Source organism: Wolbachia endosymbiont (group A) of Pogonocherus hispidulus (assembly GCF_964028195.1).
Classification (GTDB): domain Bacteria; phylum Pseudomonadota; class Alphaproteobacteria; order Rickettsiales; family Anaplasmataceae; genus Wolbachia.
Window position 1 is genome coordinate 809,438 of sequence record NZ_OZ034750.1, and the last position, 14,857, is coordinate 824,294.

Annotated in this window: 15 protein-coding genes and 1 pseudogene; 8 read left to right on the forward strand and 8 right to left on the reverse strand. The window is 34.7% G+C overall.

The genetic code is table 11. The features are described from left to right. Positions 1 to 289: 289 nt before the first annotated feature. The 4 genes from gmk to ychF all read right to left on the reverse strand — a co-directional run bounded on the left by gmk (position 290) and on the right by ychF (position 5,436). Positions 290 to 895 carry a guanylate kinase gene (gmk, locus tag ABWU58_RS03775; protein ID WP_353283712.1) on the reverse strand — a complete coding sequence of 202 codons (606 nt, stop codon included), beginning with the start codon at positions 893 to 895 and terminating at the stop codon, positions 290 to 292. Further along, on the reverse strand, positions 879 to 2,684 hold the full coding sequence (locus tag ABWU58_RS03780) for a pentapeptide repeat-containing protein (RefSeq protein WP_353283713.1): 1,806 nt from the start codon (positions 2,682 to 2,684) through the stop codon (positions 879 to 881). Before ABWU58_RS03780 ends, gmk begins: the two co-directional genes overlap by 17 nt. Next, a complete protein-coding gene (locus ABWU58_RS03785; protein WP_353283659.1) occupies positions 2,677 to 3,870 on the reverse strand; it encodes an ankyrin repeat domain-containing protein in 1,194 nt (397 codons plus the stop codon). Before ABWU58_RS03785 ends, ABWU58_RS03780 begins: the two co-directional genes overlap by 8 nt. Positions 3,871 to 4,341: 471 nt before the next feature. Further along, complete coding sequence (gene ychF / locus ABWU58_RS03790) at positions 4,342 to 5,436, reverse strand: redox-regulated ATPase YchF (protein WP_353283660.1); 1,095 nt, start codon at positions 5,434 to 5,436, stop codon at positions 4,342 to 4,344. A gap of 115 nt (positions 5,437 to 5,551) precedes the next feature. On the opposite strand from ychF, the gene ABWU58_RS03795 reads away from it, so the two are divergent. Then, positions 5,552 to 6,457, forward strand: coding sequence for a hypothetical protein (locus ABWU58_RS03795; RefSeq protein WP_353283661.1), 906 nt, complete (start codon positions 5,552 to 5,554; stop codon positions 6,455 to 6,457). A gap of 82 nt (positions 6,458 to 6,539) precedes the next feature. Next, positions 6,540 to 7,715: a CCA tRNA nucleotidyltransferase gene (locus ABWU58_RS03800; RefSeq protein ID WP_353283662.1), complete on the forward strand. Its 1,176-nt coding sequence runs from the start codon at positions 6,540 to 6,542 to the stop codon at positions 7,713 to 7,715. Here the strand turns inward: ABWU58_RS03800 and ABWU58_RS03805 are convergent. From ABWU58_RS03805 to ABWU58_RS03820, 4 genes are all read right to left on the reverse strand, one after another. Further along, entirely contained in the window at positions 7,712 to 8,797 is a 1,086-nt protein-coding gene (locus ABWU58_RS03805) for a hypothetical protein (protein ID WP_353283663.1), read from the reverse strand. The two genes, ABWU58_RS03800 and ABWU58_RS03805, sit on opposite strands and share 4 nt — an antisense overlap. An 8-nt stretch (positions 8,798 to 8,805) precedes the next feature. Beyond that, positions 8,806 to 9,639 (reverse strand): hypothetical protein, encoded by an 834-nt coding sequence (locus tag ABWU58_RS03810; RefSeq protein ID WP_353283664.1) that lies wholly within the window; start codon positions 9,637 to 9,639, stop codon positions 8,806 to 8,808. A 135-nt stretch (positions 9,640 to 9,774) separates the two neighbouring features. Then, positions 9,775 to 10,308, reverse strand: a complete 534-nt coding sequence (locus tag ABWU58_RS03815; protein ID WP_353283665.1) for an HK97 family phage prohead protease — start codon at positions 10,306 to 10,308, stop codon at positions 9,775 to 9,777. A 463-nt stretch (positions 10,309 to 10,771) separates the two neighbouring features. Next, complete coding sequence (locus tag ABWU58_RS03820; RefSeq protein ID WP_353283666.1) at positions 10,772 to 11,011, reverse strand: hypothetical protein; 240 nt, start codon at positions 11,009 to 11,011, stop codon at positions 10,772 to 10,774. Positions 11,012 to 11,435: 424 nt separating this feature from the next. On the opposite strand from ABWU58_RS03820, the gene gap reads away from it, so the two are divergent. The 6 genes and pseudogenes from gap to ABWU58_RS03850 all read left to right on the forward strand — a co-directional run bounded on the left by gap (position 11,436) and on the right by ABWU58_RS03850 (position 14,818). After that, positions 11,436 to 12,422 carry a type I glyceraldehyde-3-phosphate dehydrogenase gene (gap, locus tag ABWU58_RS03825; RefSeq protein WP_353283714.1) on the forward strand — a complete coding sequence of 329 codons (987 nt, stop codon included), beginning with the start codon at positions 11,436 to 11,438 and terminating at the stop codon, positions 12,420 to 12,422. Beyond that, positions 12,419 to 13,180, forward strand: coding sequence for a twin-arginine translocase subunit TatC (gene tatC, locus ABWU58_RS03830; RefSeq protein WP_353283667.1), 762 nt, complete (start codon positions 12,419 to 12,421; stop codon positions 13,178 to 13,180). The genes gap and tatC overlap by 4 nt, the downstream gene beginning before the upstream one ends. Positions 13,181 to 13,236: 56 nt before the next feature. Then, positions 13,237 to 13,479 (forward strand): hypothetical protein, encoded by a 243-nt coding sequence (locus tag ABWU58_RS03835; RefSeq protein ID WP_353283668.1) that lies wholly within the window; start codon positions 13,237 to 13,239, stop codon positions 13,477 to 13,479. Between the two features lie 51 nt (positions 13,480 to 13,530). After that, positions 13,531 to 13,695, forward strand: a pseudogene (locus ABWU58_RS03840) (ankyrin repeat domain-containing protein); the annotation flags it as partial. A 12-nt stretch (positions 13,696 to 13,707) separates the two neighbouring features. Continuing rightward, a complete protein-coding gene (locus ABWU58_RS03845; RefSeq protein WP_353283715.1) occupies positions 13,708 to 14,070 on the forward strand; it encodes a hypothetical protein in 363 nt (120 codons plus the stop codon). A gap of 598 nt (positions 14,071 to 14,668) precedes the next feature. Beyond that, positions 14,669 to 14,818, forward strand: a complete 150-nt coding sequence (locus ABWU58_RS03850; protein WP_353283669.1) for a hypothetical protein — start codon at positions 14,669 to 14,671, stop codon at positions 14,816 to 14,818. The last annotated feature ends 39 nt before the right edge of the window (positions 14,819 to 14,857 follow it).

A 14,857-nucleotide genomic window follows, 5' to 3' on the forward strand; every position in this document is an offset into this window, starting at 1 on the left:
AAGTACCCTCTTCTTGTCATTCCAGTGCTTGACACTGGAATCCAGGAAACTTAATTGCAAGTAATGCATTGGGTTTGGTGAGTATGGGTTTTGCGTTATAGAATGAAGCACTTTTGGTGAATTTGTAAAGAAAACTGGATCCCAGTGTCAAGCACTGGGATGACACCCTCCTGGTAGGCCCATATTGCAATGTTCGTACAGTTATGGAATGAATCGCGGATGACGGTTCGCGGCGGTATAGCTATAGGATAAGAAACTATAGCTGCAAATATCCAAATTGATGTTTTTATCAGTCTTCCAGACTTGGTTTTTCTTTTAGTTTTTTAAGTCTTTCTTTATTTAGTATGGAGCTTATCTCTTCTACACTTTTATCAATATCATCATTGATTATTACATAATCATATTTATCACGTTTGCTTATCTCTTTTTGAGCTTCGGCTAATCTGCGCTCTATTTCGCTTGCATCATCACTATTACGCTTTTGCAAACGCAACCTAAGCTCTTCCATTGAAGGGGGAAGTATAAAAACACTCACAACTTTTTTTCTCATGAGCTTGAATAAGTGAAATGCCCCTTGCCAGTCTATGCTTAGTAAAACGCTTATTCCACTGCTCAGGTTTTGCTCTATAAAATCTCTTGGTATACCATAAAAATTCTCAAAAACTTTGGCGTATTCAAGCATCCGACCAGCTTTGCATAACTCGTGAAATTTTTCTTCGGTAACGAAAAAATAGTCTTTTCCATTTATTTCGCCGGGGCGAGGCTTGCGCGTAGTCGTAGAAACAGACCTAACTAAATTAGTTGATCGCTCAAGTAATTTTGCTGATATAGTAGTTTTTCCAGCTCCAGAAGGGGAGGATAGAACCAATAATACGCCCTCACTTTTTACGGTCATTTTTCTTTGCATTTTTTAACATGGCACTTTTTGGATCAGAGTTTAAAAAGCTAGAGCCTTCTAAATTAGAATTTGATAAATTGGTGCCAATAAGAGAAGAGTTATCAAAGACAGTATAGCGCAAATCGGTTTTTTCAAGATTTGCCTTATTCAAATTAACGTTTACAAACTTTGCTCTACTCAATGTTGAATTAGAAAAATCAGCATTTTCTAAATTCATATTCTTAAATTCAAAGTAAGAATAATTTACATTAAATTTTTCACCCTGTGATATTTTCTCTTGCAAATCTCCAATTGAAGTTATAGCATTTTCTAAACCTGCAAGTTTTTTCTGCCCTTGATTGTCAATCAAAATTGAATTATCAAACTTGCAATCTGTTAAATGAGCATCAGCAACTGAACTTTTATATATGCTTGAAGAGTGAAAAGACGTATCACTAATTGTTGAATTGCTCAAATTGCTAAGAAAAAAGCTAGTTTTCCTAAAGGCATTAGCGTGAAGCAAAGAAGATCTGAAATCGCTTTCAATAAAATTTGAATTAGTTACTTTTAAATTGGACCAACTCGAATTATCAGCTAATAAATTAAAGAATGTTGAATTTTCTATTTCACTGGAATCAATATTATGGCGAGAAAGTGTACTGTTATAAACTTGAGAGTCTTGGATTTTTATCTTATACATTGAAGTTGTAGAAAGGTCTGAATCTTCTATCTTCGCAGAGGTGAATAGTGAATGGTCAAAAAATGAGCCATTCATGTTAGAATTCGCAACTTTAGTATTATGAAACTTTCCGTGACGAATGTCAGCATTAGAGACATTAACTTGATGCAGTTCACTAAAACTAAAATCAATATTGGATAAATCAGCATCCTGAAGACTTGCTTCAGAAACATATACATGTTTTATCTTTGAACCATTTAGTATAGATTGAACAAAACTTGAATTATCGTCATTCACATAGGAAATTTGTGTGTTGCTTAAATTAGCTTCGTCGAAGTTACTGTTAATTATGATAGAAGAATTAAGGCAGGCATCGGAAAGATTGCTACCTGTAAAGTCTGATTCTTTTAACTCTGCACCATATATGTTAGCATTTTTTAATGAAGAAAATTGTATCTTTAATTTATATGCATCCACTCCAAAGAAACTTGCATTATCAAGGTTATTTTTCTGCATAACAGTATCGTTTATTTCACTATCATTAAAATTTACGTAGCTAACATTCGAGTTTGATAAGTTGGAGAGATTCATTTTCACATTCGAGAAATTAGTATGCAAACCAATTACGTTGTGCATACTCACTTTTTTAAGATCGGAATTGATAAAATCAGCATAACTAACATTAGACTGATCAAATACGATGTCTGTTAAGTTTGCAGAAACAAATTTTGTAAAACTCAAATTTGTACCTTTTATTTTAATGCCATGTAAATTAGCATTGGAGAAATTAGCACCACGTAAATCAACATTAATGAAAGACACGTCGGATAAATCGGTGTTAGAAAAATCGGCACCAATCAGACTTACTCCATCAAAAACAGATTTACTTAGGTACAGTTGGCTAAAATTAGCTCCATTTAAGTTAGAACCAAAACCTTTCTTAAAATCTTCTGGCACGCCCTCTTTGTGGCACTGCACCAAAAATTCAGCAAAGTCTTTTTTACTGTAAGATACGTATTTTGCATCATGTAGAGCGTTTAAAAAATCACTAACCTGATTTTTTTCATCATTTGTTTCGTTTCCATAACATAAATGACCAACTAAAATTAATATCAAAAATCTAATCATCTTGCTTATCGCACTGCGACTCATTGTTTTCTTTCGTTTTCACAGCCCAATCGTACATTGCTGAGCTTTCTTTATTGTCTATTTTTCTATCCTCCAAAAGGTGTGGCATCATTTCGGCAATCGCATTTATTATATTGATCTGCTTTTTTTCGATTGCTATATCAATTGGGGATTGAAAATTATTATTAACTACTCTAAGATCAGCGCCTTGTAATAAGAGAAAGCGCACTATGTCTACCTCACCTTGTTTAACTGAATAAATGAGAGGAGTATCACCCAATTTATTTCTAAACCTTAGTATCTCTTGAGTTGTTAATCCAATTTTTTCTAGCTTACTTATTATTCCTCTTAAGCAAGGTAAGTTATTTTTCTTAATACAGTAAAAAAATTGCTTACTGTAATCATCAATAAATACAGTTGTAGGAAGATGCTCATTAAGGCTATCATATTGTCGTTTATATACTAACTTGCTTTGTATATCTTTATGACCCCATTCTTTTATTGATTCTCTGTTTAGCTTTGTCCATTTTTGTAAATTTTTCTTTTCACTTTGCTCTTCTTCATCTTTTTTAGTTATAGGTTTTACTCTATTGCGGTTCTTAGAATTATTGTTTGTTTCTTTCACTTTTTTTTCTTCAAACTGATTCTCTACTTTTTCTTTTTTTCCCTCTAATAATTGACTCGCATCACTTTTTGAAAGTTCATTATCTTTTATATCAATCTTCTGATCAGCTTGTAGATTTTTTTGTGGGTCAGTTGTATTCTCATTTAAATCAGCACTTAAAGGCAAAGGCTCTGATTTCAAATCTTTATTCATTTCTTTATTGGCCACATTTGGTAAATTTCGAGCAAATTTGTCTGTGCTTTCTTCTAGCGGGTCATTTGGCAAATCTTTATCAATCCTTTCACCTTCACTTATAGTTTTTTCAACCACAGAAGCTTTATTCTCGTTGTGTTGCAGCTCCTCTTTATCGGTTACTCTTTTGCTCTCAGCCTCTTGTGTTTGTTTAGCATCGACGTTGCTTTTCAACTCATCTTTTTGATTTGTGCTATCTTGCTTCCTTGCACCTACATTTTCGTTTTTATGAACTGATTCAATTTTCTTTTCTTCAAATTGCTCTACAGCAAATAGGTTCAGTGATCCAAATACAACAACTAATAATACAAAGTATAAAATACTCTTCATAAATATTCCAAGCATAAGCTTAATTAAGATGATACTATAATCAAATGATTAATCTACAGTAAAAAATGCCTTAGGATTTTATTTATAAAAAACCAATAGATTTTTTGTATCTGTTCAGGGGCATCGCAAATATTGAAGCAAAGTGGTCAGTGCTTACTGTACGAACATTGTGATTTGAGAGCAATCTCCGCTAGGGAGGATGTCATCCTAGTGCCCAGACACTGGGATCCAGGAATTTTATTAAGTTGGTGAGTATAAAAGTAGCTAACCTTATGTTAAAACACAATATTTTTGGTGAGGGGTTGTATTAAAAGCTGGATTCCAGTGTCAAGCACTGCTGTCATAAAGGAACCAGTGTCAGCTACTTGCATGACACCCTGACAACCGTCATCCCGCTACTTGTTAGCGGGATCTATGCTAAGAGATACCGCGAATGAATCGCGGTATGACGTAGGACTGCTCCCCAGAAAGCTACACATTAAACCTAAAGTGCATTATATCACCATCTTGTACGATATAATCTCTGCCTTCAAAGCGAATTTTTCCTGCGTCTTTGCAAGCTGATTCACTTCCATACTTTATGTAGTCTGCAAAGCTTATAGTTTCTGCTTTTATGAAGCCTTTCTCAAAATCAGTGTGGATTACACCTGCTGCCTTATCAGCTGTTGATCCTATTTTTACTGGCCATGCCCGTGCTTCTTTGGGGCCCACAGTAAAGAAAGTTATCATACTCAGCACTTCATACATAATACGCGCTACTCCATCAAGGCCTGATTCTTGTAAGCCAAATTCTGACAAGAAACTCTGTTTTTCCTCTTCACTATCAAGATTTGCAATATCTGCTTCAAGTTTTGCTGAAATGCAATAAAATTTGCTTTTATTTTCCTCCGCCATTCTCTCTACCTTTTTAGATAATTCATTGCCAGTTATAACATTTGTATCTTCAACATTGCAAACGTACATAACGGGCTTTGTTGTCAGCAATTGAAGCGACTTCATCTCATCTCCATCGATATTCTCCAAGCTTCTTGCAGGGTTACCTAATTTTAAAGTAGCTAATACCTCCTGCATTAATTCAAGTTGTCTCTTTAGCTCTTTATCACCTTGTTTTGCTTTCTTTTCCAATTGAGGAAGCCTTTTTTCTATGCTATCAATATCAGCTAGGATTAATTCCATTTCCACCACTTCAGCATCTGATATTGGATCTATTTTACTGTGTACATGGCTGATATCGTCATCCGTAAAGCACCTGAGCAGATGAACAATGGCATCAACTTCTCTGATATGGCTTAAAAATTTATTGCCGAGCCCTTCACCTTTGCTCGCACCCTTTACCAGGCCTGCAATATCCACAACTTCTAATTGGTTATAGATTGTCTTCTCTGAACCGGCAATTGCTGCGATTTGTTTCAAACGCTGATCTTTTATCGAAATCTTGCCGATATTTGGCTCGATTGTGCAGAAAGGGTAGTTCGCAGCTTCGGCTGCACTTGACTCTGTAAGTGCATTAAATAAGGTTGATTTTCCTATGTTTGGTAACCCAACTATACCGCAGTTAAAGCTCATATTTGCTATGTAAAATTATAACTATTGCATAATTTAAAAATTTCTGCTATACTTAATTAGTTACTTATTGACAGTTTTGTTGGTATAGTAATATGTATTAAATTGAGGTAAAACCATGACTACAGCTCAGAAGCAGAAGCTACTAAGTGATTTTTACAATGTTGAAAGTGAAGTAACTTCTTTAAATAGTAATTCTTACCCTGACAATTTCTATGTAGGACAAGCAATTGGTAATGGAAGCTGCTTTTTTGACTCGTTTAGACAAAGTTTAGAGCAACAAAAGGGGATAGAAGTTACTGTCGAGCAGTTACGAGAAGACTGTAAAGAATTTGCACAAAACAATCCGCCAGAATGGTTTGTACATTCTATTGCTAACAGTTACGATAATGATGGCCAGCACCGTAGTGAAACTGTAGATGATTATACAGCAAACATTATGCGTAACGATAGATGGGGTGATCCTGAAGTTGAAGGCAGAATACTTTGTGAGAAGTATGATGTAAAATTGCATGTTATAGAGAACCAGACTGTTGATAACCAAGATCTGTCTTTGCATGAATTAATAGACAATTCAGGTTCAAAAAGTGCAGATGAATACAATAAAGTTGATTATGATGATAGTAGTATTGTGCATATAATAAACAAAGGCTATGCTCATTTCGAACCATTGCTTGATATAAACAAAAGTTTAGCAAAACAACTGCAAGAGGAAACCAAACTTAAACAAGAGCAAGAAGATTTCCTATTAGCAAAAAAACTGCAGCTAGATGAGATCTTAGAATATTGTAACGTTTCAAAAGACAACCCTAAGAGAGCAGAGGTTGAGAAGAGATTTGATGAGTTATTGGCAGAAAATGCTGATGGAAAAATTGGTGATGTTGTAGGGCAGTGCGTTAGTGATATAAAGCAGCGCATAGTACGCTCTGAAGAGCAAAACCCTTCAAGTTTACTAAGTTCAAGATGTGGTACGGAATCGATGGCAGAACAACCATTTCATCCACAACAAATACTTGTAAAATAAATTTTCATAGCCCTGTATATTTTTATATAGGGCTTTTGCAAGCATTTCATATAATATGAACTTGCAGTACGTACTAATCTAAATGCAAGTTGACCATGAAACTAGTTTAATCATTGATGCCATAGAGGAATTTGGTGGTGAGGCTAGGCTTGTCGGCGGGTGTGTGAGAGACTCAATTTTGCAACGTAATGTCCACGACATCGATTTAGCTACTAATTTGCTTCCAAATCAAACGATCAAAGCGCTAAAACTCCGTAATATAAAAACTATTCCAACTGGTCTGAAGCATGGAACTATTACTGCAATTTTAAACAAAAGATCCTTTGAGATCACAACGCTAAGGCATGATGTGAAATGTGACGGTAGGCATGCAAAAGTAGAATTTACCAATAATTGGCAAGCGGATGCTTCAAGGCGCGACTTTACATTTAACGCTCTATACGCAGATAAGCATGGCCATATATATGATTACTTTGGTGGTATCGAGGATTTAAAGGCGCGAAGGTTAAACTTTATAGGCAACGCTGAAGATAGAATTAAAGAAGACTATCTACGTATTTTAAGAGCATTTCGTTTTCATGCAAAAATATGTGTCGGAGATTTGAGTGATGAAATACTAAGCGTATGCAAAAAGCATTCGCATATGATCCAAAACCTCTCTGGAGAGAGAATAAGAGATGAAATACTTAAATTGCTGGAGTGCAATGATCCTTTTCCAACACTTAAGAGCATGCAAGAATCTGATGTTTTGCAAAAGATTATCCCAAAAGAAGTAAAATGTGAAATTCTGTCTTCGTCACTTCTTTTGGGCACTGATGCACTAGTAAAATTAGCGTTACTCCTTAGGACTACTAAAAAAAATGACAGGCTAAGTCTTGGAGAATATGTAAGCAAATTTTTACGTCTTTCGAACAAGCAAAAGAAAAAGCTGCTATTTTTACTATCCAACGATATCAAAACAGAACTCTCAGAAAAAGAGCAAAAAAAATACATATCTTTATTTGGTAGAGAACTATATTTTGATTTAGTAAAAATTTGTGGTGTTGAGTCTGGAGAAAATGTTGATAAATACATTTCGTTTGCTAATACATTCAATATTCCAAAATTTCCTTTATCTGGCGATGATTTAATAAGTATAGGTCACCAGCCAGGAAAAAGTTTAGGTAAAAACTTGGAATTGCTAAAACAACACTGGGAAGACAGCTCCTACACTTTAACAAAAGAGGAGCTGGTGCTTTATGCTAAGGATCTACTTTAGGCTACTCTCTGAGCATTCAATGAATGTACGCTTACAGTATTAGTGTGACTCATCGAGGAATTAGGTGTGTATTCTTTTTTAGCTTTTTCTGTTAATTGGTATTCGTTTACTCCTCCTTGAGTTTGATTACACATCCCCTGATCTGTAGATAAAAATTTATCTCTTATGCTTGATGTCAGTTGTAACTCTTGAATCTTATCTGAAAAAAATCTCATTCTAGCTTCTACTAGCCCTTTCACAACAATTTCTTTAAGTAATTCTCCTGAGTCGTTATTATTATTATTTTTGCTATTAAAGCTGTGCAAGATAGAGTCTACAATCTTATTTACCCCTTCCTGTTTGTTAAATTCTAATTTTTTTACGCATTTTCTAACAGAAGGTGACAACTTGGCTTTTAACGTGTCATTTCCTAGTTCTTTACCTACATTTTTTCCAATGTTACAATGTTCGTTGACAACTTTTTTTACCTTAGCTTCTATGATCTCCCTTGCGGATTTTTTCAAATTATTCTCCAATAATTCAAGCAGCTCACTGCTTTTAAATTTGCCATCATCTTGATTTGATAGAAATTTTATGGTTTTATTATGTACGTTATGGCAAAAGTGCTTTTCTTTAAATTCAGGAAACCCTTTTTTTAACTCCTCGTTTTTCCTAGATAAAAAGTTATTGAGATTCTTATCCCTAGAAAGCTTATTGGGCAAGTTTCGTAATTTTGAAAGAGTTGATTCAGTAGTTGATTTTGCAGTAGATGCTGCGCTTACCAAACTCACTGTATCTGACGCTTTAGTTTTTGTTTGTCCTTGTGATTTTTGAGTTTCTCCATCAATATCTTCTAACCTTTTATCAACATCCTTTAACTTTTCTTCCAACTTTTGTTGTTCTTGATTATTTAGTGGTAGTTGCTGCACTAACAATTCCATCACGCTCAAAGAAGTTTTATTTAAGGTATCACCTATTCCAGCTAATTCCCATTCTTTACTTTCTTCTAAGATCTGCACCTGTTTTTGTAATTTAGAAACCTCATTTTCTGAGCTCTTTTTCTCTACTTCAGCAGCACTTAATTGACTACTTAAATCTTTCAATTTACTTTCTAAATCAATTCTTTCTCCAGTTGTTGTTTAGATTCCTGAGCACTTTGCAAGTGTTTTCTAAGATCCTCTACTTTAGCTTCCATTTCCTTTTTATCTTCATCTAATCCTTCATTTAACCGCATTAAACTATTTATTTTCCTGACTTCTCCCACCCTTTCTAAAAGCTCGTTTATTTTATCGGTAAATTCTGCTCTGAGTTCAGTTAATTCTCTTCCCTGGCACTCTATCATCTCAGATTTTGCCTTCAACTTTACTAAAAACTCTTTCTCTTGTTTATCTGTAACTTCTACCAATTCTCTATAATCCTTTTTAAGTCTTTCAATTATAGATCGCAATTCTCTATTTTCCTTTTTTAACGAGCTATTTTTTGATTGTAAGTCCGCTTTAAGCCTTATGATTATAGATCGCAATTCTTCAATTTTCACTTCCAATAAGCCATTTTCTGATTGTAAGTCTGCAATCTGCTGTGCTTGATCACTATTTTTATCCGTTGTTTCAACACACTCGGTCTGCATTGCTATATCGTGAAATGTTACTTTACTAGTTTGAACCTCTCCATCCTTACTTATTACTTCACTCTGGCTCCCTTTTTCTGCAACCTCAGGTTTTAAGTCAGCTCCAATACTTTTATCCGTTGTTTCAACACATTCGGTCTGCATTGTCGTATCTTGAAATGTTACTTTATTAGATAGAATATTTTCCGCCCATTTGTTCCATTTCTTTGGTAGTATTCGTCCAATCGTTTTTAAGTACAACCAAGCAAATACAGTAGACCAACTGTATTTTTGTTTAACATTAGTTTCATAATCAACCTTATTATTAGTATTGTACATAAAATTACCTTGTTTTTTAACTTTAATTTACAGAAAATTTTAACAGTGATAAAGTTATATATATTAGTATAAATATTAAATAAATACTAACGCAGGTGTCAAATTATGGTAAAGTCTTTGCCCGCCTAATACACTTTAAGCAGAAATACACATATCTGTAAGTACAGCATTTGCTTTTCCTATCGCTCTTGCTAACATTTCCTGTTCATTGTTCTGATTTTTCACATTGATTACCTGAGCAGCTAAGTTTGCAGGAAAAGTGACCAAACTGACTTCCCACAATTCCACTTGTTTTAACACTCTAGCTCCGCTTTTATGATCAACATCATACTCTATAGGTATATAGCCGATGGAAAGTCCATTGATTACTCCAGTTTTGAGCATTAAGTACGCTTCCTTTGCTTTTTGGATGCCCAAAAGTAAGTGTGCGGTTATATACAGGCCAACATCATTTTCGCAAATATCTATAATATTACCTATAGGTTCACCTGGATTATGTTGCCAAAGGAGTTTTATCTTATTTTTATTTAAGTTTTCCTTAAATGCCCCAGGTAAGATCAGGTCATTTTGTTTATCAACTATGTTAAAAACACTTGCGTAACCAGAAAATACACCGTTTTCTCCTATGCTTTTTATTGACAATGGTGAATAGAGAAATTTCTTATTCATAAAGCCTCCTGTAGTATTGGGAATTTTATTTCGCAATGCACTGCGATATAATTCTATTATATGCAGTGCTCTAAAAGGGGGAAGCACTTTTCTTAGTTACCAAAAACGCTAACTGGAATCCAGATTGGACACTGGGTTATAAAATTCTACGTCATACCACCGCGGCGCTAACAAGTAGCGGAATGACGATTGTCAAGGTGTCATCCTAGTGCCTCTATGATGTCATCCCAGTGCCCTGACTACTTGGATCCAAGAAAAAGAATGATGTCATGCAAGCCCCTATGATGTCATTTCAGTGCTTGACACTGGGATCTCATTTCACTCTATAATAGCAGTGCTCCTTTCTTGTCATCCGAGTAGCCTCTTTTTTGTCATCCCAGTGCTTGACACTGGGATCCAGCCTTTCCATAATCATCAAAACATTGTATTGTAACGTAAAATGGCTACTTTTATGCTTACCAACTTAATAAAATTCCTGGATCCCAGTGTCAAGCACTGGGATGACAAAAAAAGGAGCACTGGGATGACACCCTCCTAGTAGAAACGCTTTTGTAATTGCAACATTCGTGCAATCTTTAGCCATGAATATTAAGAAATTTACCAAACGAAAAAAAAGGCAAAAGAAGCCCTGGTCATTGTCTATTTTCAGTATTTGGCGTTTTTTAAGTCTTAAACGCTGCAATTTAGCTGCTTTTAAGTGCAACTCACCTTAGTTTAAATGTTTAAGAAATTTACTAAGCAGAAAAAAAGGCAAAGAAAACCTAGGGTAGCTAGTATTCAAATTCTCCCTTGTTCTATTTGACGTCTTTTGATGTCTTAAACGCTTTATAAGCGCGTTTCGGCTTGTATAGGTAGAAACCCAGAAGTTTTATAAAGACATGAGGTGCACATAGTGCAAAAAATTAAGCATGATTTACGCCAAATACAAAGTTCCCTTTGTCGTTTTAATCTGCAGATTGCGAAGATAAATAAATAGCTTCAATTTTATGATAAGGGGGCTGGCGGAGTTTGTAAAGCAATTTTTTAGCCCTGTCTCCTTGCTATAATGTTCATATCGATAGAAAAGCAAAAGAATAGAATGAAATATCAAGTGATATCCTCTATAATTAAATTTTTTGAATGAAGAGATGACGATTCGTGTAGGAATTAATGGTCTGGGTAGAATAGGCAGAGGCGTATTGCGTGCTATTTTCGAAATAGAAGAATATAGCAAACAAATAGAAGTTGTAGCTGTGAATGGATCGCTCAATGCAAAGCAGCATGCACATTTGATTAAATATGATTCTGTTCATGGCAAATTCAGTGGTGATATTGACTTTAATGAGTCTCAAAATTGGCTATCTATAAATGGCAGAAAATTTTCTTTATATAGAGAACGGAGCCCTGAAAGTATTCCTTGGAATGTTGATGTAATACTTGAATGTACTGGTGCATTTAACAAGCGTGAAGAAGCAATAAGGCACAATGCAGAGAAAGTGATTGTCTCTGCTCCAGTTCCAGATGCTGATGTCACTATAGTTTATGGTGTGAATAATGATATGCTCAAAAAAGAGCATAAAGTAATATCAGCAGGTTCTTGCACTACAAACTGTCTGGCTCCAATTGTACACGTTTTACACTCCAATTTAGGTATAAAAAGTGGTTTTATGACTACTATACATGCCTACACGAATGATCAAAATGTTCTTGATGGTAATCATAAAGATTTGCGCAGGGCAAGGGCTTGCGGATTATCTATGGTGCCAACTACAACCGGGGCAGCAAAAACAATTGGTTCTATAATTCCTGAATTAAAGGGCAAGCTAGATGGCACTGCCGTCAGAGTTCCGGTTAGCAATGTTTCTATGGTTGATTTTAAATTTACGACTGATAAGAAGGTAACAGTTGGAGAAATAAATGAAATGTTTAAAAACGCAGCAAGTAATGTGCTCTCCGTATGCGCGGAACCTTTAGTCTCAATAGATTTTGTGCATAACCCTTATAGTGCAATTGTGGATTTAACTGGTACATATGTTACAGGTGACATCTGTAGAGTTGCAGCGTGGTATGACAATGAGTGGGCTTTTTCGTTGAGAATGTTAGACATAGCATTATTGAGCCATAGTAAAGTATGAATGGAAACCCAAACAAATATGCTTCATTTTGTGAGCACTTTGCAGAACTCAGAAAAAGAGTTATCTTTTGCTTTCTATTTTTTTGCGTTGCTTTTGGTTTTTGTTATTACTTTAAGGAAAATATATACCGTTTTTTACTCGCACCTTTAATAGAAGCAACAAAAGGTAGCGAAGGTTTTTCTTTAATTTACACAGACTTAACAGAGGCATTTTTTGTGTATCTCCAAGTTGCAATAATGAGCGCACTTTTGTTTTCTTTTCCTGTGTTTGCATGGCAATTTTATATGTTCTTAGCACCTGGGTTATATAAAAGTGAAAGGGCAGTGTTGTTGCCATACTTAATTGCAACACCGGTTTTATTTGTAACGGGAGCTACTGTAGTCTATTACTATATATTTCCTTTAGCCTGGAAGTTTTTCATCACTTTTGAACATAGTGGGAAATCTTTCGGTATACCAATAGAGTTTATGCCATCAGTTAGCGAATATTTAGACCTTGTTCTCCAATTTATGTTTGCATTTGGCACTGCATTTCAAATTCCAGTAATACTCACATTGATGGTGAGAGTAGGGTTACTCACTACACAAAGTTTGTCAAATAAACGCAGAATCGCGATAGTGGTAATTTTTATTATTGCTGCAATCTTAACTCCACCTGATGTATTAAGCCAAGTAGGGCTTGCAATACCTATGCTGATTCTATATGAATTGTCCATTTTGATATGTAGGTATATTGAAAAAAAGAAGACAAAGGTTTGAATAAATATTCTTGACTTTTTTATGGAATATGTGATAATTAAATTTTGGGGTATAATATGGATTTAAAACAGTGGGAACGGATATTAAGTACAATAAATGATGACAGCGATTTGAGTGGTAATGACGTAGTTGAAAAAATAAAAAAGAAACTACAAGAAATAGACTTAAGGGTGTATCAAGAGTGGGAGAAGAAAAAATTTGACATAAATCACCGATTCAGCCAGCCAGACAAGTATGACATGAATGAATTCACATTGTTGCACATAGCAGTCCAGTGTAGTGACGAAAAGGTAGTATAAGCTCTATTAGACAAAGGGGCTAATGTTAATGCGCAAGATAGATGTAAAGAAACTCCTTTACATAATGCTGTTATATTCAGCAATATAAAGGTGGTACAAGCTCTATTAGACAAAGGGGCTAATGTTAATGTGCAAGATGGATATGGAAAAACTCCTTTACATAATGCTGTTATACTCAGCAATATAAAGGTGGTACAAGCTCTATTAGACAAAGGGGCTAATGTTAATGTGCAAGATGGATATGGAAAAACTCCTTTATATCATGCTAAGGTACTTAGCAAAATAAAGACAATGAAAGCTCTACTAAAAGCAGGCGCTGATCCTGATATAGATGAAGAAAACAACCAAATAGCCACTAAAGCAATAAAAACTGGTATTGCTTTTGGTGTTATAGCTGGATTAGCAATCGGTGTTGGATGTGGTGTTGCCGGTGTTCAATTATCAGTATTAGCTATAGTTGGCATAGCTGTAGCTGCTGCGCTAGCAGTTGGACTTGTTGCTGGTGGTATTACACATGCAGTATTAAAACCTAGTAATAAACTAGATGAACTAGACTCAAACAAAGTAGCGAGTGCTGCTCAGACAGTGTAAAGCATTACGGTCAAGACCATATATTTGGGTTATTCACGGCATTGTGAATAACTTGGTTGATAACCCAGTGGAATACATAGTTTACGCGTTATGAGTACTTTGGAGATCTATAATAAGTATGATCTCCAAATACTAATATATAATACTTAAAGAGATACTTTAACGCTTTCTCTTAAGTACTAATCTGGAGGTTCGACAAGTTGCTGTTTAAAAGGTTGGGAAATAGTTTTATTAGCATTAAAAATTACATAATATATATTATGGAAAATAAAATTACATAATATAAGAAGCAAGGTTTTCCTACGTCATACCACGATTCATTCGCGGTATCTCGGCATAGATTCCGCTAACTAGTAGCGGAATGACGAATTTGTCGTTTTTCAAATTGTTGGTAAATCTAAGTCAGTTTAGCTATATAAAACATAGTATAAAAAGAGCTATTTCAGCAAAATTTTAAACAAATAAAGTTCATTAGCTTCACAATTGGCACCTTACGAGAAAAGTACATTTGATATACAGATTTAAAATATAAGTTAACGAATTATTATGATTTTTACCAAGATAATAATATAGTAAGGTTTGGTAGTGAGGTATCAAAATGGGAAAATACACTAACGCATGGTTTTATAAGAAGACTGACCCAAATCATCACGATTGTGCAAACGATGGTACTTGCGGACAATCTATAGAAAATTGTGAAATTGGTAATACAGACATTTCTTTTTTTTTGATAGTAACAAAAACTTAATTGCCAAAGTACCTAAACTACCAAAGTATTCTAGTGATA

Coding starts and splice junctions, on each gene's coding strand:
- gmk (WP_353283712.1), bottom strand. CDS start 895: ATGACCGTAAAAAGTGAGGGCGTATTATTGGTTCTATCCTCCCCTTCT.
- ABWU58_RS03780 (WP_353283713.1), bottom strand. CDS start 2,684: ATGATTAGATTTTTGATATTAATTTTAGTTGGTCATTTATGTTATGGA.
- ABWU58_RS03785 (WP_353283659.1), bottom strand. CDS start 3,870: ATGAAGAGTATTTTATACTTTGTATTATTAGTTGTTGTATTTGGATCA.
- ychF (WP_353283660.1), bottom strand. CDS start 5,436: ATGAGCTTTAACTGCGGTATAGTTGGGTTACCAAACATAGGAAAATCA.
- ABWU58_RS03795 (WP_353283661.1), top strand. CDS start 5,552: ATGACTACAGCTCAGAAGCAGAAGCTACTAAGTGATTTTTACAATGTT.
- ABWU58_RS03800 (WP_353283662.1), top strand. CDS start 6,540: ATGCAAGTTGACCATGAAACTAGTTTAATCATTGATGCCATAGAGGAA.
- ABWU58_RS03810 (WP_353283664.1), bottom strand. CDS start 9,639: ATGTACAATACTAATAATAAGGTTGATTATGAAACTAATGTTAAACAA.
- ABWU58_RS03815 (WP_353283665.1), bottom strand. CDS start 10,308: ATGAATAAGAAATTTCTCTATTCACCATTGTCAATAAAAAGCATAGGA.
- gap (WP_353283714.1), top strand. CDS start 11,436: ATGACGATTCGTGTAGGAATTAATGGTCTGGGTAGAATAGGCAGAGGC.
- tatC (WP_353283667.1), top strand. CDS start 12,419: ATGAATGGAAACCCAAACAAATATGCTTCATTTTGTGAGCACTTTGCA.
- ABWU58_RS03835 (WP_353283668.1), top strand. CDS start 13,237: ATGGATTTAAAACAGTGGGAACGGATATTAAGTACAATAAATGATGAC.
- ABWU58_RS03850 (WP_353283669.1), top strand. CDS start 14,669: ATGGGAAAATACACTAACGCATGGTTTTATAAGAAGACTGACCCAAAT.